Below are 23,590 nucleotides of genomic sequence, written 5' to 3'. Positions count from 1 at the left end.
TGCCGGATTGCGATCGCGTGCTCCGGGGCCGGTATGGAGCCCCTGCGCCATCGCCATACGGGCCTCGTCGGTGAGGACAATGTCTCGGTTCGTAAAGCTGTGCCATACGACAAAAACCAGGAGGAGCGAGGCGACGGCACCGCCAAAGCGCCAGTGTGCAATGGATTGCGGCCGGTTGCTCCGGCTGCGGAGGCGGTGTAGGACGTACGCGGTTGGCGCGGCGAAGGCGCAGACCACGTGCAGCCACCAGGCCCAACTATTGTCGCGGCTGGCGGAGGATGAGAGGATGAATAGCCCGGTGACGGCCAGGATCAGGCCGAGCACCATGTAGGCAATGCCCGTGAGCCCGCTGGGCCGTTTGTAGCGCTTCCAGACCCGGGGCAGGTGGCCGATACCGAACGCCAGCATCAACACCACGGCGAGGAGGCCGATGCCGGTGTGTGATAACACCATGGCCTGGAAGAGCGCCGGGAGCGAGGTCTCGCCGGCGGCAAAAAACGTCCAGCCGAGAATATCCGCGAATCGATTCGCCAGCAAATACAGCGTATTCGCCAGCATGAATACCGCCAGTGCGAGGGCGACTCGGAGCACCCATCGCAACGGCTGGGAGACGAACCAGCGGTCCTTGCGCGGTCCATCCGGGGGTGAGGTGGGACCTGTCATGTCGATACAGAGCTTGCTTGCAGTACGGCGATCAACCTACTAAAATCCGACCCAATAAAAAACGATCGCGCCATAAATGCCAGCCGCTTGCCCCGGGTGGGCTCACTGGCCGGGTGAACGGGCTTTTCGGGGGAGTGAGGGGGCCCCGGGAGGTGTAAAAAAAAGGGGTAGCAGGCGAACCCGCTACCCCTTTAATGCCCCTCACGGACAGACGAGACGAATTACCGGATCGTCACCGGGCGGGAGACGGTGCCTTCGTCACCCGATACGCGGACCAGGTAGACACCTGCCGCCAGCTTGCTCGTGTCGATCGAGACGTTTTTCTGGAACGCCGGCGCACGCTGGGTGAGGACCTCCTGGCCCAGGACGTTGAACACTTCGAGCGTCACGCCGGACTTGCCGCCGTCGACCGCCACGTTGAGCCGGCGGCTGGCGCCGACCGGGTTCGGGTAGAGGTCGACGTCGAAGCCCTGCGCCAGCGCCGGCGTATCGACGCTGGTGGCGGTGCCGTTGAAGAACTGGGTTGCTTCAAGGAAAACGTCCTCGGCGATCGCCTTGCCGATGCGGCGGCCGGGTACGTCGTCGATCGGCGGATGGATGCCGCCCCAGATGCGGGAAAGGCTCGTCTCATCCGACGCGTCGCGGTAGGTCGCCCACTGAAGGGTCATGTCCACACTCGGGCCGTCCTCAAAAACGAGGTAGTCGCTGGCCGTGAAGTGGAATTCGCCGAGGCCTCCCGGGAAGTACTCGTCGCCCGTCATCATCGTCAGGATCTCCGACGCCGCGCGGGAGAAGGTCGAGTGCCCCGAGACATAGCCGGCGAACGGAGGCGTCACAAACGTAGCCGCCTGATAAGGGCGCCACTGGGAGGCCAGAATCCAGTCCACGCCGGCCACATCCGTCGCGGGGTTCACGACCGCGCCGGCGCCGCGCCAGGCGTAGATTTTGATCTTGCCGACGTTTTCGTTGCTGTCGCCGGCGAGCGGGTCGCCCTCTTCGATGACTTCAATGTAGCCGTCGTAAAGCGGGATGCCGGCCGGTGAGTAGTTCGCGAGCGAGTCAATCGTGCTCTGGCCGCGTTCGGCCATCGCGCGGATGGCCGAAGTCGGGCGTACGTAGTCTTCGTAGCTCTTGAGGCCCCACACCGTGACCGCCACATCGTGTACGGCGGCGCCAAGCATGAAGTAGCCCTTGACGTCCCATTCGAGGTTCTCGACCACATCGCCCACACCGCCAAACTTCTTGACGAGAGCAGGATGTTCGTTCACCTGGTTGAGGATCGTGAACCAGTGGCCGGGAGGCGTTTCAGACCGGGGGCCGTCGGCCCAGAACTCGGCCAACACACGAACCCAGTCGCCGCGCGGAACCATCTCGGATTCGTACGGCTGTCCGGTGTACGGGTTTACGGCATGGCCCAGGCCAGCGGTGACGTAGCCGTTGAGCTCGTCGTAGAAAGCCTTGTATTCGTCAAACGTCGTCGGGTAGCTGTCGAACGGGTTGTTGCCACGCGAGGCCGGCGAAATGTCCCACATGACGCCATCGCTCGGATCCAGGTGCGAGGACCAGATGATGTCGACAACGAAGTTCCACTTGTAGAACTCGGACTCCTCGTCGTTACCTACCTCGGTCAACTTCGGCGGGGCGCCGGGGTAGTTATACACCGGGTACATCACGCCATGCCGCTCCTTCATCTCCAAATCGTCAGGATCCAACGAGAACGGTACTACTGAACTCCAGTGCGGTGTCAGGAATCCCTGGGGTGTTACCGCGATAGGCTCCCCTAACTCATTTAGGGTATGGGTCAGAGCGATCGGCTGCCAGTAGTTTGCATCGGTGATGCGCGACTCCGTCCAGTCCATGATTAGCGGCTGGTTGGTCGGCACGTAGCCGATCGTCGAAGCGTAGTTATTCTGCTCGTTCGAGCCGTCCTCGAGGCCGGCGTCGATCATACACTGCGCGATATAGTTGCCCAGCTCGGCCGGGCCACCCGTGGCGTAGTCCGTCGACGTGTTCGTTATATCGTAGCCCAACGAATCCATGCGTGCATCGAAGCGCGCATGGGACGTGGCTGCATTTGGAGACAGCGAAAACCGGTGCGAGAGGATGCGGTAGGCGCCGAAGCTGATCGTCTCGTCGCGCGCGGCGGCCACATCGGCTGGCACGGCAACGCCGCCAAAATCACAGGCGTGTCCGCCGAAGGTGTTGCCGAGGATAAAGGTTTTGGCGGTCTCGTCGTATGCGGCCCAACCGTCGTACATCACGGCCGAGACGTGGAAGAGGTTGCGGGCATGAACCGTTGGGCGACCCACATCGACTCGGATGGCGTCGAGCTGCTCGTCGTTCCATTGACGCGCAACCGAGAGATCCTGAGCCTGGGAAGCGAGTGGGGCGGCTCCGAGCAGGATAACGAGAGCCCAGTTCGAAAAACGCGAAGCGATACCGGAGGGCGCTGGCATAACATGCCCCCTCCCCTTCATTAGTAGGGTAGACATCATGGTGCGTACAGTACTGAGTGAATAAAATAGCTTGCAGATTGGACGTAGTAGAGGACGTCCTATGAGGGGCAATCAATCCCCAGGTGTTTCGGCTTGTAGGAATATTCCTATAACACGTAGGGAGGATTTCTGACAAATATGCAACATTCTAACAGTGAGGTGTATGGCGGATGTGTGCTTAAATGTTAACAATTTGTAAAGTCTGTCGCCTGTCTGTAACGCTTGGAGAAGCGGAGTCCGTGTAATTCCATGTAATTGATCGAGACAGCGGGTTAGCCACCCCATCGTTCACGGGACGCGTGGGTGCTCTCAGGGTCAGGACTAAGGGGAGGCGTGCATCGTCGGCTGGCCTGGAGAACCAGCGGGGGAGATAGGTTATATATGGAACACCCTTGGAGTCGGTTTGTGCGGGGGTGTGGCGTTGGGCGTCAGGTTGTCCTGCGAGAAGACGGGAGGGAGTGATCGTTCGAGGTAGGAAGCAAAATTGGGATAGGCCGGGATCTGGCGCTTGACCAATAGCGCGGTGCGCAGTATGCTATCGGCACCCCCTATCACCGTGCTCTCCGGGCTCGCCCATGGAACAACCTGAATTTAAGGCCACCGTTCTGGATGCCTCGCGCCGGCTGTTGTTGGAGCAGGGGTTCGACCATGTCTCGATGCGCAAGATCGCCGCTGAGGTAGGGTGTAAGGCGTCTACGTTGTATTATTATTTCCGAAACAAGGAGGAAATCGTCGAGGCGCTTGTCGAAGAGGGCATACGGCTACATTACCGTATTTCGAGGGAGATAGCCAGTAAACACGCGAATCCGATGTTGCGGTTCGAGGCGTTGTTGTGGACATCCCTGGAGTTCGGGCTCAACAACCCGGCGCTGTTCGAAATCCTCGTCATGGCGCCGGGCGCCGGTGGGGATGGACCGGCTCGGGGGTACCCGATGATGCCGGGACACGATCTGGCGGCAGAGGCCTTACGCGAAAGCGCCGCGCAGGGACTGGCGTCCGTGGAGGACGCGGGTGTCACCTGCGCGGCGTGTTTCGCGATGCTGAATGGGGTCGTCTACAGCCTGCTGCACCACCGTTTCCCGCCCGGCATGGCCCCGGATCGGGTGAAACGGGACGCTGTGAAGCGGATTATGAGCAGCCTGCGGGGAGGATGATTAGCGAATAAACGAATAAGCGATTAGCGATCAAGGATTGAACGAACTCAATCCCCATCGCTAATCGCTTATCCTTAATCACGAATCGCTAATCCATTACCTCCGTTGCCCCCTTGCTTCCGGCCGACGCCGATTGCCGCTCGGTTTCTGGTGATTCCGCGCGCCGCGTTCCGGGGCATGGCTGTGCTCGGAGCGACGGGGTTCCTCGAAGTGGCGGTCGGCGAACGGGGCATACGCCACGCGTTCGATCTTGTGGCCGGTGTAGGATTCGATCTGGCGCAGGTAGTCCAGTTCGTCCCGCGTCACAAACGTGATGGCGCGGCCGGTGGCCTCGGCGCGGCCGGTGCGGCCGATCCGGTGGATGTAGCTCTCGGGTAGGTTCGGCGTGTCGTAGTTGATCACGTGCGAAATCCCGTCCACATCGATGCCGCGCGCGGCAATGTCGGTAGCAACCAGGACGCGATAACGGCTCTTTTTAAAGCCCTCCAGCGCTTTCTGGCGCTGGGCCTGGCTTCGGTTGGAGTGGATCGCGACGGCCGAGTAGCCTTCGATGTTGAGCCGGCGCGTGATGCGGTCGGCCCGATGTTTCGTGCGTGTGAACACGATGACGTTGTTCACGTTGTCGGTTTCGAGCACGTGGAAGAGCAGGTCGATTTTGGACGCCTCGTCGATCAGGCTGGCGGCCTGTTCGACGGTGTCGGCCGGGTTGCGGCGCTGTCCGATCTCGATGAACTGAGGCTTGTTCAGGATACTGTCCGCAAGCTGGCGAACGGGTCCGTGCATCGTAGCCGAGAAGAGCAGCGTCTGCCGTTTTTTGGGCGTGGCGGCGACGATCTTCCGAACGTCGTTGATGAAGCCCATGTCGAGCATCCGATCGGCCTCGTCGAGGATGAGCGCCTCGACGTGCGCCAGCGAGATGCTGCCGCGTTCGAGGTGATCGAGTAGCCGGCCCGGCGTGGCGACTACGATGTCGGCGCCCTTGCGAAGGCCCATGAACTGCGGCTGCATGCCCACGCCACCGTAGATCGGCAGGCTGCGGAATGGGGTGAACTTGCCGTAGGTGCGGACGGCCTCGTCTACCTGTAGCGCGAGTTCGCGTGTCGGGGTGACGACGAGTACACGGACGCGGCGCGGGCCCTGCGGGCGGGGCCCGGCGAGCAGGCGGTCCAGGATCGGAAGCACAAAGGCCGCCGTCTTACCCGTGCCCGTCTGGGCACAACCAATCAGGTCGTCGCCAGCGAGAATTACGGGGATGGCTGCCTGCTGAATGGGCGTAGGTGTCGTATAACCGGATGCCTGAACGCCGCGCAGGACGTCCTGGCTCAGGTTTAGCTGATCAAAGGTCATGTATAATTGGATAGAGGAATCCGGCTAGCGCAAGGCGCAATTGACGCGCTGGAGGGTATCGAGCGTCAGGCAGAAAGGATACTGCGCGGCACCGGAATGCCGGCGCGAAATGCTCGATGGGTTTTATCCGAACGAAGGGAATCTGGTGCGAGTGGCACCGAATAATCGTCTAGAATAGAACAGGCGCGTCGATTTCCTGCACGGGCCGCCTGGTTCACAGGGCAGTCCCTTGGTCCTTTCTCAAATACGACGCGCCCCAGTACATCCCGGAAAGCAGTGAACTAAAAGCCGCTTCCGAATGGTGTAGACGGGAACGGTGTGAATGGGGGCTTACACGAGGTATCGGCGGTTTTGTTTTCACCCTGAGCCCACTTCCTGGCATTCTATCGCCTGGAAGGGCTTTCATGAGGCAATTCTTCATCGGACCCGCTTGAATCCAGAAAGAGGAAACCTGTACCTTTTTGTCCCTCTCACCGCTTCCTGACCGAACGATCATGCTTGTTATCCTCCATCCGAATATCGACGAGACGTCGGACGCCTTTCTTCACACCTGGAAACACCTTACCGAGCTTCCGGGCATCGACGTGAAGAAACACCTTGTAAGCGGCGAACTGCAGGTGCTCACGGAGATCTACTTGATCGGCAACACGGCGGCGCTGGCGATCGAGGACATCCAGGGGCTGCCGGCCGTCGAGCGGGTCGTGCGTATTTCGGAAGAGTACAGGATGATCGGCCGGCACAAGGACGACCGACGCTCGATCGGCTTCTCCTACAACGGCGTGACCTTCAATCAGGACAACCTGCACATATTCGCCGGCCTCTGTGCGGTGGACACGGCCGAACACGTCGAGCGGATGATGCAGGCCCTCCAGGCCCACGGCCAGGTCTGTACCCGGATGGGCGCCTACAAGCCGCGTACGAATCCGTACTCGTTCCAGGGTCACGGGAAGGACTGTCTGCCGTACGTATTCGAGCTTGCCGGCAAGTACGGGATCAAGGTGATTGCGATGGAGATCACCCACGAGAGCCACATCGAGGAAATCGACACCGCGCTGGAGCGGCTCGGCCGACCGACCGGCGTCATGCTCCAGGTGGGCACGCGGAATACCCAGAATTTCGAGCTGCTGAAGTTCATCGGCCGGCAGCAGACCTACCCGGTGCTCTTCAAACGCGGCTTCGGCATCTCGCTCGCCGAGTCGCTCAACGCGGCCGAATACCTGGCCACCTACGGCAACTCCCGCATCGTCTTTTGCCTGCGCGGCATGAAGGCCTCGTTCGCCAGCCCGCACCGGAATATGGTCGACTTCGCCCACGTCCCGGTCCTCAAACGCCTCACTCGTCTACCGGTCTGTGTCGATCCTTCGCACTCCGTCGGCACCCGCCAGGCGGCTCCAGATGGCATGCTGGATCTGTTCCATGTCACCGCGCAAGGCATCATATCGGGGGCCAATATGGTGCTGGTGGACTTCCACCCGGAGCCCAGTAAGGCGCTCGTCGACGGCCCCCAAGCGCTGCTCCTCGAAGAACTGCCATACTTCCTGGAAGACGTGCGTATTGCCCGCGAGGCCTACGAAAAACGCCGTGCGCTGACGGAACGGTTTAAGGTTTAAGGTTCGAGGTTCAAGGAAGTCGCCTTGAACCTTACACCTTGAACCTGGAACCCTCTGCCGTCCGTTTGTCCCTGAGGTAGAGCACCAACGAGTAGCCGACCGGAACGAGGGACATGGTCAGCACGCCGGCCATGAATACCCAGAAGTAGACGCCAACGGGCAGAAATAACCATAAAACGATCATCACAAGAGAGCCGAAGACCCATAATTTTCCTCCGAGTCGATGCGTCCTGCGCCAGTTTTCGGGGGATTCGAGCGTCCAGGGCGTGCGAATCCCGATGAAATAATTGGGCTTCATCGTAGCCATGAAGTTGCCCATCGCCAGAAAAAGCACGCACAGCAACAGGTACACGGCGCTGGACGTGTTAATCGGATACCCGAGCCAACTCAGACAGACGATGCCGAACATCCCGGTCATCATCGCAGGAATGATCAGCCGAAAGGCCTTCACCCCCTTCTGGCCCGGGTCGATCCGATGCTTGGGGTCCATCCAGGGAATCGCCAGCATCAGCACATACATCCCCAGCCCGAGGAGCGGGATCATCCAGGCACCAAAACCCTTCGCATCGTAGCGGTCGACTTCGCCATACATGTTCCAGTGCATGGGCAGTTCGGCCGGGAGGCGGTCCCACACCACAGCCAGTACGACAAACGGCAGGCCCACAACCAGCCACGCCGGCCAGTCGGACTTGATCAATTCACGAAGCTTCATGGTGGTTCGAATCCCCGTTAGATTGTGTGAGCGTCAACAACCACTTCAAGGTGTCGTCGAGCACGGTGGTGTTGAGCGAGTACCGGATGAACTGCCCCTCGCGCTCGGCATCGATCAGGCCGGCCTGCTTCAAGAGATCCAGATGATGCGAGATGCTCGGCTTGCTGATCTGAAACGCATCGGCGATCTCGCCGGCCGTCAGGTCCGCCCGCTTCAGCATGTCCAGGATCGCCCGCCGCGTCGGGTCGTTCAGCGCTTTGAAGACGGTGTTCATTTTGATATTTAGTCAATTGTCTAATTGATACGCCCGGTTGTCGCATCGGTTGCGGGGCGACAAGAACTTTTTCCAGGCCGGGTGTTTCGCGTTGCGTTGCCAGCGTTTAACGTTGCACGGTACCCGAAATGGCACCGAACGCCCAGCAACCATCCGTCGTATTCACAATTCAACTTTTCCCTTTTCCCTTTTCCCTTTTCCCTTTTCCCTTTTCCCTTTTCCCTTTTCCCTTTTTCCTTTTCCCTTTTTCCTTGAACTCCCCCTACATCCATTTCGCCCGCCCTGAATGGGCCGCCCTGCGCGAAGATACACCGCTGACCCTATCGGAGGTGGATCTGGAGCAGTTGCGTGGGCTCAACGTGGACCTCTCGCTCGGCGAAGTGGTCGAGGTCTACCTGCCGCTTTCGCGCCTGCTGAACCTCTACGTTGCGGCCGTCCAGCGTTTGCACCGGGCTACCGCGACGTTTCTGGGCGACTCAGCGGCGAAAGTGCCCTATCTCATTGGCCTCGCCGGCAGCGTGGCTGTTGGAAAAAGCACCACGGCCCGCATCCTCCAGGCGCTCCTCTCGCGTTGGCCGGACCACCCTCGGGTGGATCTCGTCACGACCGACGGCTTTCTCTTCCCGAACGCAAAGCTTGAGGCGCTGGGACTGATGAAGCGCAAGGGATTTCCGGAAAGCTACGATCAACGTCAACTCGTCGCATTTGTGGCCGCGCTCAAGGCCGGCGAGCCCGTCGTCCAGGCGCCCATCTACTCGCATCATACGTACGACATCCTGCCCGGAGAGCGGCTCGACATCCGGCAGCCCGACATCGTGATCCTCGAAGGGATCAACGTCCTCCAGACGCCGCGCCTGCCGGCAGAGGGGCGGCCTCCGGTGTATGTGTCGGACTTTTTTGATTTCTCGATCTACGTCGACGCCGACCCTGCACTCATCGAGCAGTGGTTTCTTGAACGATTTCATACCCTCCGCCGGACCGCTTTTCGCGATCCGTCGTCGTACTTTCACCGGTACACGACGCTATCCATGGAGGAGGCTGACGCCTTTGCCCAGACAATCTGGCGCGAGATCAACGCCCGTAACCTCACCGAAAACATCGCCCCCACCCGGGATCGCGCGGACCTCGTCCTGCGCAAAGGCCCCGGGCATGCGGTGGAGGAGGTACGGTTGAGGAAGCTATAATGGGTGTGGGGGTATGGGAGAACCCACTCCCACACTCCCACACTCCCACACCCCCACACTCGCACACGCCAACATGCGCCTCCTCTTCGACGCCCACCTGGACCTGGCGTGGAACGCGGTGTCTTACAACCGCGATCTGACGCTCTCCATCACTGAACTGCGCCGTTGCGAGGCGCACATGACCGATGTGCCCGGCCGGGGACGCTGCACGACCTCGCTGCCCGAGCTGGCGGCGGCCGGCGTTGCCGTATGTGTGGCGACGCTCCTCGCGCGCAGCGGTGCGGCGCAGACGCCGCAACCCGGATATAAACGCACCGACCTCGAACACGCCACGCCGGCCATCGCCCACGCGGCCGCTCAGGCCCAGCGGGCCTACTACCGGCAACTAGAGGAAGACGGCCGCCTGCGAATGCTGCGTACGGCCGCCGACCTGCGCGCCCACTGGCAGGCCTGGGAGGCCGGCGCGACGCGGGTGCCGGGCATCATCCTGAGCATGGAAGGGTGCGACCCGATGGTCCGTCCCGAACAGGCGGAAGCCTGGTGGGAGGATGGACTTCGGGCCGCCGGCCTCACGCATTACGGCCTGGGGCAATATGCCGCCGGGACGGGCGTCGAAGGCCCGATCAACACCCGAGGGTTCGAACTGCTACGTGTGTTTGATCGGTTGGGGATGATTCTGGACGTCACGCACCTTTCCGACGAGAGCTTCGACCAGGCGCTCGACGCCTTCGGGGGGCCTGTGCTGGCCAGTCACCACAACTGTCGGGCGCTCGTTCCGCACCAGCGCCAGCTGACCGACGCGCAGATCCGCCGGCTCATCGAGCGAGGCGCCGTCATCGGTGCAGCGCTCGATGCCTGGATGTTGTATCCCGGATGGGTGCGTGGGGAGACCTCGCCGGCAGTCGTCGAGTTGGGTGCCGTGGCGGACCACATCGAGCGGGTGTGCACGCTCGCCGGCAATACCCGCCACGCGGCCATCGGCAGCGACCTCGACGGCGGCTTCGGGACGGAGCAGACGCCCGGGGATCTGGAGACGATTTCAGATCTGCAGAGACTGGCCGGCATCCTGGAAACCCGCGGCTTTTCGCCGGCCGACATCGATGCGGTCTTCCACGGCAACTGGCTGCGTTTCTTCGGGGAGGCGTTGCGTTGACGGCGCGGCGTGGTTGCAATTCGAATTTCCATCGCCCATATTCTTTCGCACTCGATCATTCATTTAGCTGAACGTATGGGAGAACGCGACAAAAAACTCGAAGCACTTGGCTACCCGCTGAACGATATTCCCGGCCCGGGCGCCATCTACAAACCTGTCGTGGTTCACGGCACCACGGTTTATGTGTCCGGCGCCGTTCCTGTGGCGCATGGTAAGCTCGTCAGCCCCGGCAAGGTGCCGTCGCAGGTGAGCGTGGAAGAGGCCCAGCGCGCGGCGGCCCTGTGCGCCGCGAATAACCTGCGGATGGTGATCCAGGAACTGGGTTCGCTGGACCGGATCGCGCGGGTGTTGCGGGTGACCGGCTATGTAAATTCCGACCTCGACTTCACGGAGCCCCACGTGGTCGTGAACGGTGCCTCGCAGCTGTTGATCGACGTGTTCGGACCCGACGCCGGCGTTGGCGCGCGCTCGGCCATCGGGATGGCGCAGCTGCCTCGTGGCGCCTCCACCGAAATCGAGATGATTCTCGAGTTGAAGCCCTGACCGGTTTATCCCGCGAGCCTATGGAATCTGAGCCAGACTTCACCCCCGATCCGGCCTTTCTTCGTGCGCGTCGCGAGGCATGGTTCATCCTGCTCGCCTGGGCCGTGTGTATGGCCTGGACGGTCGGCTACGCCGGCCTGTTCGGATACGACCATCCCGCCGGCGTCAACGACCGTGTGCTCGGGTGGCCGGCGTGGGTGTTCTGGGGCGTGACGGTCCCCTGGGGGGCAGCGACAGCCTTCAGTATCGCCTTCGCGCTGCGCGGTATCACCGATGAGACACCCCACGGGCCCCCCTTCCCGTGGCGCTGATCGTTTTTGCCAGTTATACCCTGATGGTGTTTGCGCTCGGCTGGCTCGCCCACCGCGCCGGCCGCCGGCGTACAGGGTTTCTGGGCGATTATTTTCTGGGCAGCCGCGAACTGGGGATGTTCGCGCTGGCGCTTACCTACGGCGCCACGAGCGCGTCGGCCGGCACGTTTGCCGGCTTCCCGGCGCTCATCTACACCCATGGCTGGTCGCTCGCGCTCTGGATCGCCAGCTACATGATCTTTCCGATCTGCGGCATGGGGTTGCTCGGCAAGCAGCTCAATAAGTTCTCGCGGATCTCCGGCGCGATCACCCTGCCGGATATCTTACGGGCTCGGTTCGCGAGTCCGGCGCTGGCGCTCATCGCCACCCTGTTGATCGCCACGATGCTGCTGGTATACCTGATTCCCCAGTTCAAACTCGCGGCACTCATCCTGGAGCAGGTGCTGGGCACGCTGCCGGCGATGCACCTCGCGGCGGTCGGCCTTGCGGATCTCCTCGGCGGCGTTCCCGGTGGAGAGAGCCCCGAATATGTGCTTTCGTTGCTGTTTTTTGCGGTGCTGGTCGTTTTTTACACGACGTTCGGGGGGTTTCGGGCGGTGGTGTGGACGGACATGCTCCAGGGCGGAGTGATGGTGATCGGCGTGCTGACCATGCTCATGTTGACGCTTCATCAGGTCGGCGGCCTCGACCGGGCGACCCGGGCGATCGGGGAAATGACCCCGCCCCGATTCGGCGACGTCGCGTTCACCACGGCGGCTCCCGCGGAGGCGCCCGGTCTGCTCATTCCGGTAGACACCTGGCTCACTCTGCCCGACAGCGCCGGCGGTCTTCGGTGGATGCGCACGAACCGGTCGGCGCTGGTACCTGCCGGGGCGTCCGTGTCCGAACCCGTTCCGGTGGTGGAGCTCACGACGCCGGCGGAGGTCGAAGCCGTCGCCACATCGTTTGGCGGGCAACCGCCGATGTTGCCCGGCGGGGCGGTAGCGGTAGCGGGGGAGTCGCGCGAGTATGCCTACGGCGCCGGCGCAAAGGGCGTGTACCTGACCCCTCCCGGGCCGAGTCCGACGAGCGCGGACGGCTTTCTGCCAATTGGTCTGGCCTTCTCCTTTTTTGTCTTCTGGGCGCTTTCAGGGACCGGCCAGCCAGGCAATATGGTGCGGCTGATGGCATTTGACGGCACCATTGCGCTCCGGCGGGGCATCGCGGCGTTGTCGATCTACTTCACCCTCATCTACCTCCCGCTGGTCGTGATCTTCGTGTGCGCGCGGCTTCTCGTGCCGGGCATCGACCAGTCGGCCGATCGCATTATGCCCCTGATGGCCTTCACCCTGGCGGATGCGGCGGCCATGCCGTGGCTGGCCGGCCTGTTTATCGCCGCCCCTTTCGCAGCCGCCATGTCAACGGTCGACAGCTTCATGCTGATGATCGCCTCGTCGGTGGTGCGCGATGTCTACCAGACACACCTCGATCCCACCGTCTCGGATGCCCGGATCCGGACCCTCAGTTACGGGTGCACCCTCGCTGTCGGCGGACTGGCGACGCTCGGGGCGCTCAACCCGCCGAACGTGTTGCAATACCTCATCGTATTCGGCGGGGGCGGGCTCGCGTCGGCGTTTCTGGTGCCGGTCGCGCTCGGGCTCTACTGGCCACGGTTCAACAGGGGCGGCGCGATCGCGGCGATGTTGGGCGGATTTGGCGCGTACCTGGCGTTGTATGCGACGGGGTATCTGCTCACGGGCGCTTTCCAGCCCTGGCGGCCGGCCGGGCTGGACCCGCTCATCTGGGGCTTTGCCGTGTCAGTGCTGGGCGCCGTCGGCTTCACCCTGGGAACCCCGCCGCCACCGCGGGAACTGATGCAAACCTTCTTTGGCAAGCCGGCGTTATAGTGCGTATTTTGCGGCTCAGGGATCTATTTTTTCAGGCGAATGACCTTGCGGTAACGCGCTTCGCCGTGTCGCACGCGCCCCCTTCCTTGAACCTCGAACATCAAACCTGGAGCCCATATGAAGTGCCAGTCGGATGGAGGTACTGTCTATCAACGCGTCCCTCGACACGGCGCCTCGGCGCTGGCCGGCGTGTTATTTCTGGCCGTGCAATGGGGATGCACCGCTACCAACACCAATGGCGAAAACGCGCTGGCGGCACGGTTCAGCCAGGCGATTCAGGGGGTGGAGACCCAGCAGGGCGAAGTGATGCAGGTGATGGGTGAGGCGGCCGCCTCGCAACAGAACATCCTGCTAAATGCCCAGATGCAGTTCAACGAGGAGGAAACGCTGGCGTTTATCGAGAAGTGGGAGCAGGCGAACGTGGCGGTCGTCCAGCTTCGCGTCAGCCTGGACGACTTGAACCTGAATTATTACCCGATGCTGGATCAACTGCGCTTGCGGGCGCAGGCCATCAACGACCCGTTTATTCGCGACCAGACGCTCGGGTATCTTGAGGATACACAGCGTGCGTACGATGTCCAGTCCCAGGAAGCACAGCGTTGCCTCGACGACCTGGACGCGAGCATCCGGCTGGGGAACGACATCGTGGAGGCGTTGAAGATCATCGGTTCGGCGAATTTTATCCGCGGTAAGCTGGAAGAACTGGGGCGGGTTTGCCAGGAGTCGATGGATGGGCTCGAGCAGGTGAACCGCCTCGTGGATCAGGGCCGGGACTTGCTCGGTCTGGAGATCGAAGCCGGCGTCAGCACCTGAACGAAGAGGACCGACCTGTGACGGATGCAGCGATTCCCACTCCCTTCATCGCGATCGATGCCGGCATCGTCCAGCAGAATATCGAGAGCTTGGCCGCCTATGCCCGGGCGAACGACCTGCGGCTCCGGCCACACATCAAAACCCATAAATCGCTCCATCTCGCGGCGCTCCAGCTGGAGGCCGGCGCGATCGGGCTAACCGTCGCCAAGCCGGGCGAGGCCGAGGTGATGGCCAGGCTGGCCGGCGACATCCTCATGGCCTACCCGGCCGTGCAGCCGGAGCGGTGCGCACTGCTGGCCCATCTGGCGCTTTCGACGACCATCCGCGTGGGAGTCGATTCCCTGTACGCCGCTGGCGTGTTGTCCGGCGCGGCCTCCGCGGTGGGCTCGACGATTGGGATCCTGGTCGACCTCGACGTGGGCCTCGGCCGCACCGGCGTGCAGACGCCCGGGGCCGCCCTGACACTGGCCCAGGAGGTCGATGCCCTCCCGGGCCTCCGGCTCGACGGCATCATGTTTTATCCCGGCCACATCAAGTCGCCGGCGGACACCCAACCCGCGATCCTGTCTGGCATCGACGCGTTGCTCGGCGAGACGATCGCCCTGTGGTCCCGCCAGGGCCTGGAGGCGAAGATCGTCTCGGGAGGCTCCACCCCGACCGCCTACCAATCGCACTACATCCATCACGCCACTGAAATCCGTCCGGGCACCTACATCTTCAACGACATGAACACGGTGCGCGGCGGCTACGTCTCGCTCGACGAATGTGCCGCACACATCGTCTGCACTGTCGTCAGCGATGCCGTGCCGGGGCAAGTGGTTGTGGATGCCGGCAGCAAAACGCTTACAAGCGACCTCTGCGGGCCGGCGCCGGACAGCGGCTACGGCTATGTGATCGAATACCCCGAGGCCCGCATCGAAAAGCTCACCGAGGAACACGGTCAGATCGACCTCACCCGGTATTTCTCCCGCCCGAAGGTGGGCGACCGGCTCACCATCATCCCCAATCATATTTGCCCCTGCATCAACCTGCAGGACCGCGTCTACTGGGCCCGCGCCGGCGAACCCGTCGAGGCGCTCGAGGTGGATGCGAGGGGAAGGGTGTTTTAGTTGGCCTGTTGTATATTCACTTCCGTGCGCTGAAAACAGGCGCCGCATTGTCGCCCCCGTCCAGCTTGTAACCTACTCGTATGCAGCATCTATTCAAAAACAACAGCGCCCTGGTCATTGGAGGGGGCGCGGGATTGGGACGGGCGTTGTGCCTCGAACTGGCGCACCACAAGGCCAACGTTGTCGTGGCGGACATCGACGAGGCAGCAGCGGCCGAGACCGTTCGGCTGATCGAGGAGAAGGAGGGGCATGCAAAGGCGGTACCGTTGGACGTGACGGACAAGCGGGCCGTGGAGGAACTGGTCGAGCAGGTGGCGAATGAATACGGCCGGCTGGATTACCTCTTCAACAACGCCGGCATCACGATCTGCGGCGAGGTCGACGACCTGGATATCACCGACTGGCATCGCGTGTTCGACGTCAACTTCTGGGGCGCGGTGTACGCAGCTACGGCGGCGTTCAAGGTGATGCAGCGGCAGAAATCCGGCTACATCGTGAATACCGCCTCGGTGGCCGGCCTCATCGGCGCTCCCTTTCTGGCGCCCTTCGCCTCCTCTAAAAGCGCGATGATCGGCTTCTCCCTGTCCCTTCGCGAGGAGGCGGCTACCTATGGCATCAAGGTGAGCGCCGTGTGCCCGGGATATCTCCAGAAAGAGATCTATGAGCGGGCGGAATACCGGGGCGTCCGGCCGGAGGACGTCATCAAGAAGATCCCCTTTGGCGCGATGAAGCCCAAAAAGGCGGCCGAGGCGGTGATCGACGGGCTCACGAAAAATCTCCCCATGATCGTGTTCCCACTGCACGCGCGCATCATTTCCTGGCTGAGCCGGATGAATCCGAGCCTTGTCACGCCGCTAAAACGGAAGACTGTTCACGATTTCCGGCAGGCGAAGCTACAGCCGGCGGAGCGGGAGGCGTAAAAATTTTGCACTGGCCTACTGTCGCTCTCCACGTGCGACGGCCAGTATGCTCGTTCCTTATCTCGACTTTGTCCCTATGCCGTGTAGGCTAGAGCTACTGTCAGGCGATCGAATAGGGGACGAGGGATTATAAACATGTCGGTCTTGGAATGCGACATTGAAAAACCGGTATGCCTCCAGGGCACCATCCGTACGCTGGCAAGGGAGTCACAGAAGGTTGGGAGTGTTTTCTCATACCAGGCGGTACTTGTCGGGGTAGGCTGATGGCGGGTATGTAGCTGTTGCGCCATCAGGGTCACGAGCGAGAAGAGTCCGAGCAAGCAGGGCGTCGTGCGCAGGATCGCCTTGTCCGACCACTGGCGCTGTGTTTCCACCCACTGGCGCTGTGTTTCCACCCACTGGCGCTGTGTTTCCCCGCCCAGATGGCGCCGTGTCTCCTCAAAGGTGACCTCCATCGACCAGCGACGTACGAACCAGGCGAGGATATCCTGGGGACTGGCCTGCTGATCGGTACAGAGGAAAGCCCGCGGCTTCTGCTTTCCGACCGGATCGCGCACCAACACCCAGCGTAGCGGTACAACGGGCTTTCCGTGATGGTGCCAGAGCGCGCAACCGCTGGTCATTTCAAGTTCGTAGGCGCCGCCGCCATACCAGTAGGCCAGTTGAACACGCTCCCAACGGGTTTTCGCATCGCCGAGCACGTGCGCCAGCGTCGGCAGGCGAGCCCCTTTCTTTCCCGGACGCCCCGCTCGTCCTGGCACTCGCTCTTATGTATCATGCCGTCGCCCGACGTGTCCTGAGACGAGATGCGGCGGAGAATCGTTTCTCCGCCGTCCTTGATCTCACGAAAGATGTGGATCGGGCTTGAGGAAGACCTGCGTTTCCCATGCGATTTACGATTGAGACCGACCGTATCTTGATCCGCCCCTGGCACGAGCCCACGGATCGGCCGGCGTTTTGCGCCATGACGGCGGATCCGGTCATGATGCGCTACATGTCGGACGGTATCCCCTGGACCGACGCCATGAACGACGACTTTTTTGCCCGACAACAACGCCACCTGGATGCCGCCGGCGTTTGCATGGGCGCGCTGGTACAAAAACAAACGGACGAGGTGATCGGGGTCGCCGGCCTCCAGCCTCTGGGCACGACGAGCCATCTGGAGGTGGGCTGGTGGGTGATGCGAGCGTTTCAGGGGCAGGGGATCGCCACCCGGGCCGGCCGGATGGCGATCCACTATGCGTTTACGGAACTCGATCAGTCGGGGGTGAAGGCGATCACCCTTCCGGGGAATCTGGCCTCTCGACGGGTGATGGAGAAGTTGGGGATGGCGTATGAGGGGATAGCGACCGGTAAACAACTCGGCCACCGGTTGCCCGATTTGGAGGTTGTGCTTTACGGCATCGATCGGTCGGACGCCCTTCCGTGACCTCGTTAAAAGTTCGTGTCCGCCGTCGCGAAGTCCTTCTCCATCATCCAGATGTTTCGGTAGCGCACGTCGTGCCCTTCCGCCTGGAGCTTCAGGCCGCCCGGGGTATCGGTGATGCCCTTGCCGCCGTCGTTCGCGCCGTTCATGGCCGAGCAGATGCCGCCCCAGACCTGGTTGATCGGCGCATTTTCGTGCACCTTGGTGCCGTTGAAGTACATCGTCACCATTGCCGGCTCCGTCCGCTTGCCGTCCTTGAAACGCGCGGCGCGGAACTGGATATCGTAGGCGTTCCATTTCTGAAGGCCGTTGAAGAGTTCGTACGGCGCTTCTTTTTCGTTGATCACAGCCGCCATGCCGTGCACGCCATCTTCGCCTTCCACGACCTGCATTTCATAGCGATTTTGGAGATAGACGCCGCTGTTGCCGCTGGCGCGCGGAATAAGGAATTCGACGTGCAGCCTGAAGTCCTTGTACGCCTTTTTGGTGACGATATCGGCCTCGCCATAGGTCGTTGAGTAGGGGTCCTTCGAAGAGAGCACCGGGCCGGTGCCATCGAACTGGTCCTGGACGATGTTCCACTTGATCGGCAGCGCCGCTACGAAGCAGGGGCCTTCCCAGTAGGTCCAGTTTTCGTCGAGCGATTGGCGGGAGCCGTCGAACAGGATGTCCGCGCCGGCGGCAGGCGCGGTACCCACGCCCGTTTGTGCGAGGGCCCCGGGCGAAAACGACAGGACGAGCGCGAGCGCGGCGAGCCAGGGTAAAGAAGGGTTCAGACGCTTCATGGTTGAGTCAGGTTGAATGAAGGGGCTTGGGTCCGGACAGGTGTCCGACCCTATAAGGATACTCTGTGGAAACGGATTTTAAAAGCGCTTTCTAGGTGATAAGCGCTACCGTGAGGGCATCGCAAAGGAGGAAGCCAGCGTCCGTCAGGTGAAGGTGACTCTCCGAGAACTCCACCCACCCTTCCGCAGCGAAACGCGCCAGATCCGCCGTATGCGAGCCGGCGAGGTCGCGCCCATACCGCTCGCGCAGCCGGACGAGGTCGAGCCCCTCCCGGGTTCGAAGCCGAAGCATGATGTATTCGTTGGCCAGGGTATCCGGATCAAGCGCCTCCTCCATATCCACGGCCTGTCCGCCGGTCTCCAGGTAGCGTCTGAGGCTTCGGGCGTTGGCCCACCGGCGGGGGCCGGACTCGTCCCACCAGAAGGCGTGAGCCGCAGGCCCGAACCCCAGGTAGTTCGCATGACGCCAGTAGAGCTGGTTGTGGCGCGAATGACGCCCGGGGAGCGCGAAGCTCGAGATTTCGTACTGGTCGTAGCCGGCCGTACGCAGTCGATGCATCGTTTCGCGATACCGTTCTGCCATAACCTCTTCCGTCGCGACGGGTTCGACGCCTCGTTTGACTCGATTGCCGAGCGGTGTGCGCGGCTCCACCGTCAGGCCGTACGTAGAGAGGTGGGGCGCCTCCAACTCCAACGCGATATTCAGGTTGGCATGCCAGCGATCGGGCGGCTGAGCCGGGAGGCCGAAAATGAGGTCGATCGAGTAATTCGTGAAGCCGGCTTGACGAGCCATGGGTACGATGGCCCGCGCCTGGGTGGACGAGTGCGCCCGGTTCATCCACCGGAGATCCTCCTCGAAAAACGACTGGATCCCGATGGAAAGACGGTCGACGCCGGCGGAACGGATCGCATCGAGGTACGCCGGCGTGCCGTCGTCCGGGTTGAGCTCGAACGTCGTCTCCCGCACCCCGCGCGTGTCAAAGTGATCGCCCAGGGCGGAAAGGATGCGGGCGACATCGTCCGGCGCCAGCAGGGACGGCGTGCCGCCACCAACGTAGATCGTGTCGATCGGCTCGCGGCCTCCAAAGCGCTCGCCATAGTCGGCTATCTCACGGCAGAGGGCGTCGACAAACGGCGCGGGGTCGCGGACGGTCGTCACGAAGTAGAAATCGCAGTAGACACACCGCTGTTTGCAGAACGGGATGTGGAGGTAGATGCCAGCCATGTGCGCACGTTTTCGGGTGGGCATAGAACGGCAGTCGCGGCTGTCGGTTCGTTCAACCGGCAGGTGCATCTTTCGGTGGAAAGCCCCGTTAAAGGAGGCCTGAATCGCACCCATATACGATTGAGGTCATCTTCCCTGTCATCGTCAGGTCGGCGCCGCGCATCCTCATTTCCCCGCAAAGAGCATCTGGGAAGCGTGCAATAATTGGTGTGCCTGCGAGTTGAAAGAGAAGAGTGTACGTTCCGAAAACCTGATCTAACCTATGAAAAATCGATACTTTCTGCTGTTGCCCCTCGCGCTAGCAGCCTGCTTCGCCGGCGCGGCGCAAGCACAGTCGATGCGGTCTGAAACCACCGAAGCCGCCGTCGCTGCATTTGGCGGCTCCGTCGCCGTAGCTGCGGACGAAGTGTTCGTCAGTTCGTCCCGCAGTGGCAATGCCGCTGGCGAGATCTACCGGTATACCCGTTCGTCGAACGGCTCCTGGATGGAAGCGTCCCGCCTCATCGCTTCCAACGGCATGGCTGGGGACAACTTCGGCCGCGCCATGGCGACCCATGGATCGATGCTGATCGTTGGCGCGACGGGTTACGCAAATACGACAGGCGCTGCCTATGTGTTCGAGAAAGACGCGCAGAGTGCGTGGAAAGAAACCGGCGTCTTGTCCCCCGAAGATGCTACGGAAGGCGTCGCCTTTGGGCGCGCGCTGGGCGTGGCCGGCGACTTCGTGATTGCTTCGGCCGCCGGCCGCAACAAGCAGACTGGCGCCGTATACGCGTTTAAGAAACAGGGCAACGCGTGGCAACAGCATTCGGTGTTCTCCGCCGCGGAAACCGTGGAAGGGGATCTATTCGGGTTGACCCTGGCGACTGCAGGAGATCTCCTGGTCGTGGGTTCGCCCGTCAAAGGAAATGGGCGCGGAGCGGCCTACGTGTTCGCCTACGATTCAGCCTCCGACTCGTGGAAAGAACAGACGAAACTTGAGGCCGATAGCCTGAGCGAAAACGCCCAGTTTGGAGCCGCCATCGCCATCACGGAACAGCATCTGTTTATCGGCGCCCCGGGCATCGATGGCTTTACGGGTGCGGTGTATGTGTACCAGAAGGATGACGCCTCGGGTGAGTGGCAGTTGGGCACGACCCTCGTCCCCTTCGATAGCTCGGAGCGTCTCGGCTTCGGTGCGTCCATAGCGATCACCGACGATCAGGTGTTCGTCGGCGCCCAGGGGGCCGATCAGTTCACTGGCGTCGTCTACGCGCACGCGATCACTGAAAACCTGCAGTGGACGGGCGCTACCAAAATTCGCGGCGAACAGGCGGTCAGCGGCCATGGCTTCGGGTCGACCATCGCGGTCAACGGCGCCGTTGCAGCCATCGGATCGCCGGGCGCTGATAATGGCGAGGGCATCGCGACCATCTTCGAACGGAATTCCGAAAGCGGCGCCTGGGAAGAAAAGGCGTTTTTCTATGCGGAGGTGATCAGCATGGAGGCGGTCACGGGCGCCAAGGTCGATTGCTCCGAAGGCAGTTCCGACATCTTCACCTGCGAGAAAGTGGACCTGATGTCGTTTGTGCCGATCAAAAGCCTCAGCAGCCAGCGCGGCTCGAATATGAACGATGTATGGGGGTGGACCGACTCGGAGACGGGCAAGGAATATGTCCTCGCCGGCCGCACGGATGGCCTTTCCATCGTAGAAATCAGTAATCCGCACAACCCGGTGTTTGTGGGAGATCTACCCAAGACCGCCAACTCGCCGGCCAGTACCTGGCGGGATATGAAGGTGTACAAGGATCACGTGTTTGTCGTCGCCGACGGCGCGGCGGAACATGGCATGCAGGTGCTCGACCTCCGCCAGGTGCGCGACGTCAAGCCGGCTGACATGCCCGTGACCTTTGAGCCCGATGCGCTCTATACGAACATCGCCAGCGCGCACAACATCGTCATCAACGAAGAAACCGGCTTCGCCTACGCCGTCGGCAGCAGCTCGGGCGGCGAAACCTGCGGCGGCGGGCTCCACATGATCGACATCCGCGAGCCGGCCAGCCCGACGTTCGCCGGCTGCTTCTCCGACCCCACCACGGGCCGCGCCAGCACGGGCTACTCGCACGATGCCCAGTGCGTCGTCTACCAGGGTCCGGATACCGAGCACCGCGGCAAGGAAATTTGCGTCGGCTCGAATGAAACGGCAATTAGCATCGCCGACGTCACGGATAAGGAGAACACCGTCGCCCTCGCCCGCGCGACCTACCCGAACGTGGGATACGCGCACCAGGGTTGGTTCACCGACGACCAGCGCTACTTCTACATGAACGACGAACTGGATGAAATGGGCGGTAACGTCTCGCACACGCGAACGCTCGTATGGGATCTCGAAGACCTCGACGACCCCCAGCTCGTGAAGGAGTTCATGCACTCGACGGAGTCGATCGACCACAACCTCTACGTCAAGGGCAACTACATGTACCTGGCGAACTACACCAGCGGCCTGCGTATCCTGGACATCACGGACCCGGCCAACCCGGTGGAATGGGGCCATTTCGACACGACGCCAAACGAAGAGGGCGTTAGCTTTGGCGGCGCCTGGAGCACCTACCCGTACTTCAAGAGCGGCGTCATCCCGGTGACAAGCATCGGCGAAGGGCTCTTCCTGCTCAAAACGCAGGATCTAGACATTTAGGGGTGTAAGGTTTGAGGTTCAAGGTTCAAGGGCTACTGTTTAAGGTGGAAAATACCTTTTACATTTGACTTTGAACCTTGAGAAACTGTTGAGATTTGCGTTTTGCATAGTGAGCAAGTCATCCCCGCGCAGGCGGGGACCCAGAAAAATGCCAGTCTGAGGGCTGGATCCCCGCCTTCGCGGGGATGACTTTGCCTCGGGTTGTGGAAATCTCAACAGTTTCTGAACCTTTGACCTTGAACGTACTACTTTCTTTCAGGGACCTTATGATCAACCGATTCGCTTCGCAATTGGTCGGCGCCTTCGTGCTGGCATCGTTGTTTGTCGTGTCCGCCTGTGCACAGAGTGGCCCCGCGGTCGCTGAGCCGGCCGCCCTTACCGTGGCCCCACTCCGCCTCGAGCCGGCGTATGTCTACATCTGCAACCAGAGCAGCGCCGCGGTGTCGGTGATCGACAGCGAAAGTCTGGAACTCGTCGCCACCGTCGATCTTACGGCGCTGGGCTTCACCGCGAACGCGAAACCGCACCACATCGTCGTCGAACCCGACGGCTCCTTCTGGTACGTGACGCTCATCGGGGCGAATCGCATCCTGAAGTTTAACCGGTCCAACGAGCTCGTCGCTCAGGCCGAGTTCGAGACGCCGGGTATGCTGGCCCTCCACCCCACGGGAAATACGCTGTACGTGGCGCGTTCGATGACGGCCGTGAATCCGCCCAAACGGATGGGTGTCGTGAATCGGGAAGATATGTCGATCGAGGAAGTCGATGTGTTTATTGCCCGCCCGCATGCCCTCGCGGTGGATCCGCAAGGTACATTCGTGTTCGCCGGCAGCATGTCCGAAAACCGGTTTATCACCTACAACATCGAGACGGAGGAGATCGCCCTGCACGACATCGAGGGCCCGATCCATGCCTTCGTCCAGTTCGCGTTCTCGCCGGATGGCACCCGGCTCGTCGTCGGCGGCGAGCTGAGCGCGAAGTTTTTTGTGTACGATGTGACGAAGACGCCGGAACTGAGTGTCGTCAAGACCATGGATATGCGGATGGCCCCGTGGCACCCCGCTTTCACACCGGACGGCCGGTATGTCTACATCGGCAATAAGATGGCCGACGTCGTGACCGTCGTCGACATGGAATCGCTCGAGATCGTCACGACCATCGAGGGAGAAGGGATTTCACAACCCGACGGCAGCGTGGTCTCGGCCGATGGCCGGCGCGTCTTTGTCGCCAATAGTAACCTCGCCGGTGGGCACACGATGCCGATGCCCGCCACGCCGGCCACCGGCGCGGACCCTCAGGCGCACGC

General features: G+C 61.8%; 21 protein-coding genes. 13 read left to right on the top strand and 8 right to left on the bottom strand.

Annotated elements, in window-relative coordinates; genetic code table 11:
- Together SH809_16205 and SH809_16200 are read right to left on the bottom strand one after the other, a co-directional pair.
- A partial coding sequence (locus SH809_16205; GenBank protein ID MDZ4701255.1) for a hypothetical protein occupies positions 1-663 on the bottom strand: 663 nt, incomplete at its 3' end.
- Between the two features lie 221 nt (positions 664-884).
- Positions 885-3,119: a T9SS type A sorting domain-containing protein gene (locus tag SH809_16200; GenBank protein ID MDZ4701254.1), complete on the bottom strand. Its 2,235-nt coding sequence runs from the start codon at positions 3,117-3,119 to the stop codon at positions 885-887.
- 614 nt (positions 3,120-3,733) lie between these two features.
- On the opposite strand from SH809_16200, the gene SH809_16195 reads away from it, so the two are divergent.
- Complete coding sequence (locus SH809_16195) at positions 3,734-4,312, top strand: TetR/AcrR family transcriptional regulator (GenBank protein MDZ4701253.1); 579 nt, start codon at positions 3,734-3,736, stop codon at positions 4,310-4,312.
- Between the two features lie 96 nt (positions 4,313-4,408).
- On the opposite strand, the gene SH809_16190 is transcribed toward SH809_16195, so the two are convergent.
- Positions 4,409-5,659 carry a DEAD/DEAH box helicase gene (locus SH809_16190; GenBank protein MDZ4701252.1) on the bottom strand — a complete coding sequence of 417 codons (1,251 nt, stop codon included), beginning with the start codon at positions 5,657-5,659 and terminating at the stop codon, positions 4,409-4,411.
- A 494-nt stretch (positions 5,660-6,153) separates the two neighbouring features.
- On the opposite strand from SH809_16190, the gene SH809_16185 reads away from it, so the two are divergent.
- A complete protein-coding gene (locus SH809_16185) occupies positions 6,154-7,269 on the top strand; it encodes a 3-deoxy-7-phosphoheptulonate synthase (GenBank protein MDZ4701251.1) in 1,116 nt (371 codons plus the stop codon).
- Positions 7,270-7,300: 31 nt separating this feature from the next.
- Here SH809_16185 and SH809_16180 read toward each other — a convergent pair whose 3' ends face one another.
- Both SH809_16180 and SH809_16175 read right to left on the bottom strand, forming a co-directional pair.
- Entirely contained in the window at positions 7,301-7,981 is a 681-nt protein-coding gene (locus SH809_16180) for an SdpI family protein (protein ID MDZ4701250.1), read from the bottom strand.
- On the bottom strand, positions 7,968-8,255 hold the full coding sequence (locus SH809_16175; GenBank protein MDZ4701249.1) for an autorepressor SdpR family transcription factor: 288 nt from the start codon (positions 8,253-8,255) through the stop codon (positions 7,968-7,970). The genes SH809_16180 and SH809_16175 overlap by 14 nt, the downstream gene beginning before the upstream one ends.
- A 251-nt stretch (positions 8,256-8,506) precedes the next feature.
- Here SH809_16175 and coaA point away from each other — a divergent pair, with 251 nt between their 5' ends.
- The 8 genes from coaA (at position 8,507) to SH809_16135 (ending at position 16,174) form a co-directional block, all read left to right on the top strand.
- Positions 8,507-9,439, top strand: a complete 933-nt coding sequence (gene coaA, locus SH809_16170; protein MDZ4701248.1) for a type I pantothenate kinase — start codon at positions 8,507-8,509, stop codon at positions 9,437-9,439.
- A gap of 13 nt (positions 9,440-9,452) precedes the next feature.
- Positions 9,453-10,592 (top strand): membrane dipeptidase, encoded by a 1,140-nt coding sequence (locus SH809_16165; GenBank protein MDZ4701247.1) that lies wholly within the window; start codon positions 9,453-9,455, stop codon positions 10,590-10,592.
- Positions 10,593-10,667: 75 nt separating this feature from the next.
- On the top strand, positions 10,668-11,135 hold the full coding sequence (locus tag SH809_16160) for a RidA family protein (protein ID MDZ4701246.1): 468 nt from the start codon (positions 10,668-10,670) through the stop codon (positions 11,133-11,135).
- 20 nt (positions 11,136-11,155) lie between these two features.
- Positions 11,156-11,446: a hypothetical protein gene (locus SH809_16155; protein ID MDZ4701245.1), complete on the top strand. Its 291-nt coding sequence runs from the start codon at positions 11,156-11,158 to the stop codon at positions 11,444-11,446.
- Positions 11,437-13,332, top strand: a complete 1,896-nt coding sequence (locus SH809_16150; protein ID MDZ4701244.1) for a hypothetical protein — start codon at positions 11,437-11,439, stop codon at positions 13,330-13,332. The genes SH809_16155 and SH809_16150 overlap by 10 nt, the downstream gene beginning before the upstream one ends.
- Before the next feature lie 117 nt (positions 13,333-13,449).
- The gene (locus tag SH809_16145) at positions 13,450-14,145 is read left to right on the top strand and encodes a hypothetical protein (GenBank protein MDZ4701243.1); all 696 of its coding nucleotides are present in this window, start codon (positions 13,450-13,452) and stop codon (positions 14,143-14,145) included.
- A 17-nt stretch (positions 14,146-14,162) separates the two neighbouring features.
- On the top strand, positions 14,163-15,254 hold the full coding sequence (locus SH809_16140) for an alanine racemase (GenBank protein MDZ4701242.1): 1,092 nt from the start codon (positions 14,163-14,165) through the stop codon (positions 15,252-15,254).
- Positions 15,255-15,334: 80 nt separating this feature from the next.
- Entirely contained in the window at positions 15,335-16,174 is an 840-nt protein-coding gene (locus tag SH809_16135) for an SDR family oxidoreductase (protein MDZ4701241.1), read from the top strand.
- A gap of 74 nt (positions 16,175-16,248) precedes the next feature.
- On the opposite strand, the gene SH809_16130 is transcribed toward SH809_16135, so the two are convergent.
- Positions 16,249-16,875 (bottom strand): hypothetical protein, encoded by a 627-nt coding sequence (locus SH809_16130; GenBank protein MDZ4701240.1) that lies wholly within the window; start codon positions 16,873-16,875, stop codon positions 16,249-16,251.
- 185 nt (positions 16,876-17,060) lie between these two features.
- On the opposite strand from SH809_16130, the gene SH809_16125 reads away from it, so the two are divergent.
- On the top strand, positions 17,061-17,603 hold the full coding sequence (locus SH809_16125) for a GNAT family N-acetyltransferase (GenBank protein MDZ4701239.1): 543 nt from the start codon (positions 17,061-17,063) through the stop codon (positions 17,601-17,603).
- 5 nt (positions 17,604-17,608) lie between these two features.
- Here the strand turns inward: SH809_16125 and SH809_16120 are convergent, their stop codons facing one another.
- Positions 17,609-18,385 (bottom strand): DUF1080 domain-containing protein, encoded by a 777-nt coding sequence (locus tag SH809_16120; protein ID MDZ4701238.1) that lies wholly within the window; start codon positions 18,383-18,385, stop codon positions 17,609-17,611.
- A 91-nt stretch (positions 18,386-18,476) separates the two neighbouring features.
- Complete coding sequence (hemW, locus tag SH809_16115; protein ID MDZ4701237.1) at positions 18,477-19,610, bottom strand: radical SAM family heme chaperone HemW; 1,134 nt, start codon at positions 19,608-19,610, stop codon at positions 18,477-18,479.
- A gap of 262 nt (positions 19,611-19,872) precedes the next feature.
- Here hemW and SH809_16110 point away from each other — a divergent pair, with 262 nt between their 5' ends.
- Both SH809_16110 and SH809_16105 read left to right on the top strand, forming a co-directional pair.
- Positions 19,873-22,284: a choice-of-anchor B family protein gene (locus tag SH809_16110; protein MDZ4701236.1), complete on the top strand. Its 2,412-nt coding sequence runs from the start codon at positions 19,873-19,875 to the stop codon at positions 22,282-22,284.
- A gap of 266 nt (positions 22,285-22,550) precedes the next feature.
- Positions 22,551-23,590 (top strand): beta-propeller fold lactonase family protein (locus SH809_16105; protein ID MDZ4701235.1); only part of this gene is annotated, 1,040 nt, incomplete at its 3' end.

This window comes from Rhodothermales bacterium (assembly GCA_034439735.1).
Classification (GTDB): Bacteria; Bacteroidota; Rhodothermia; order Rhodothermales; family JAHQVL01; genus JAWKNW01.
This window is presented reverse-complemented; position numbering and strand designations above follow the sequence as displayed.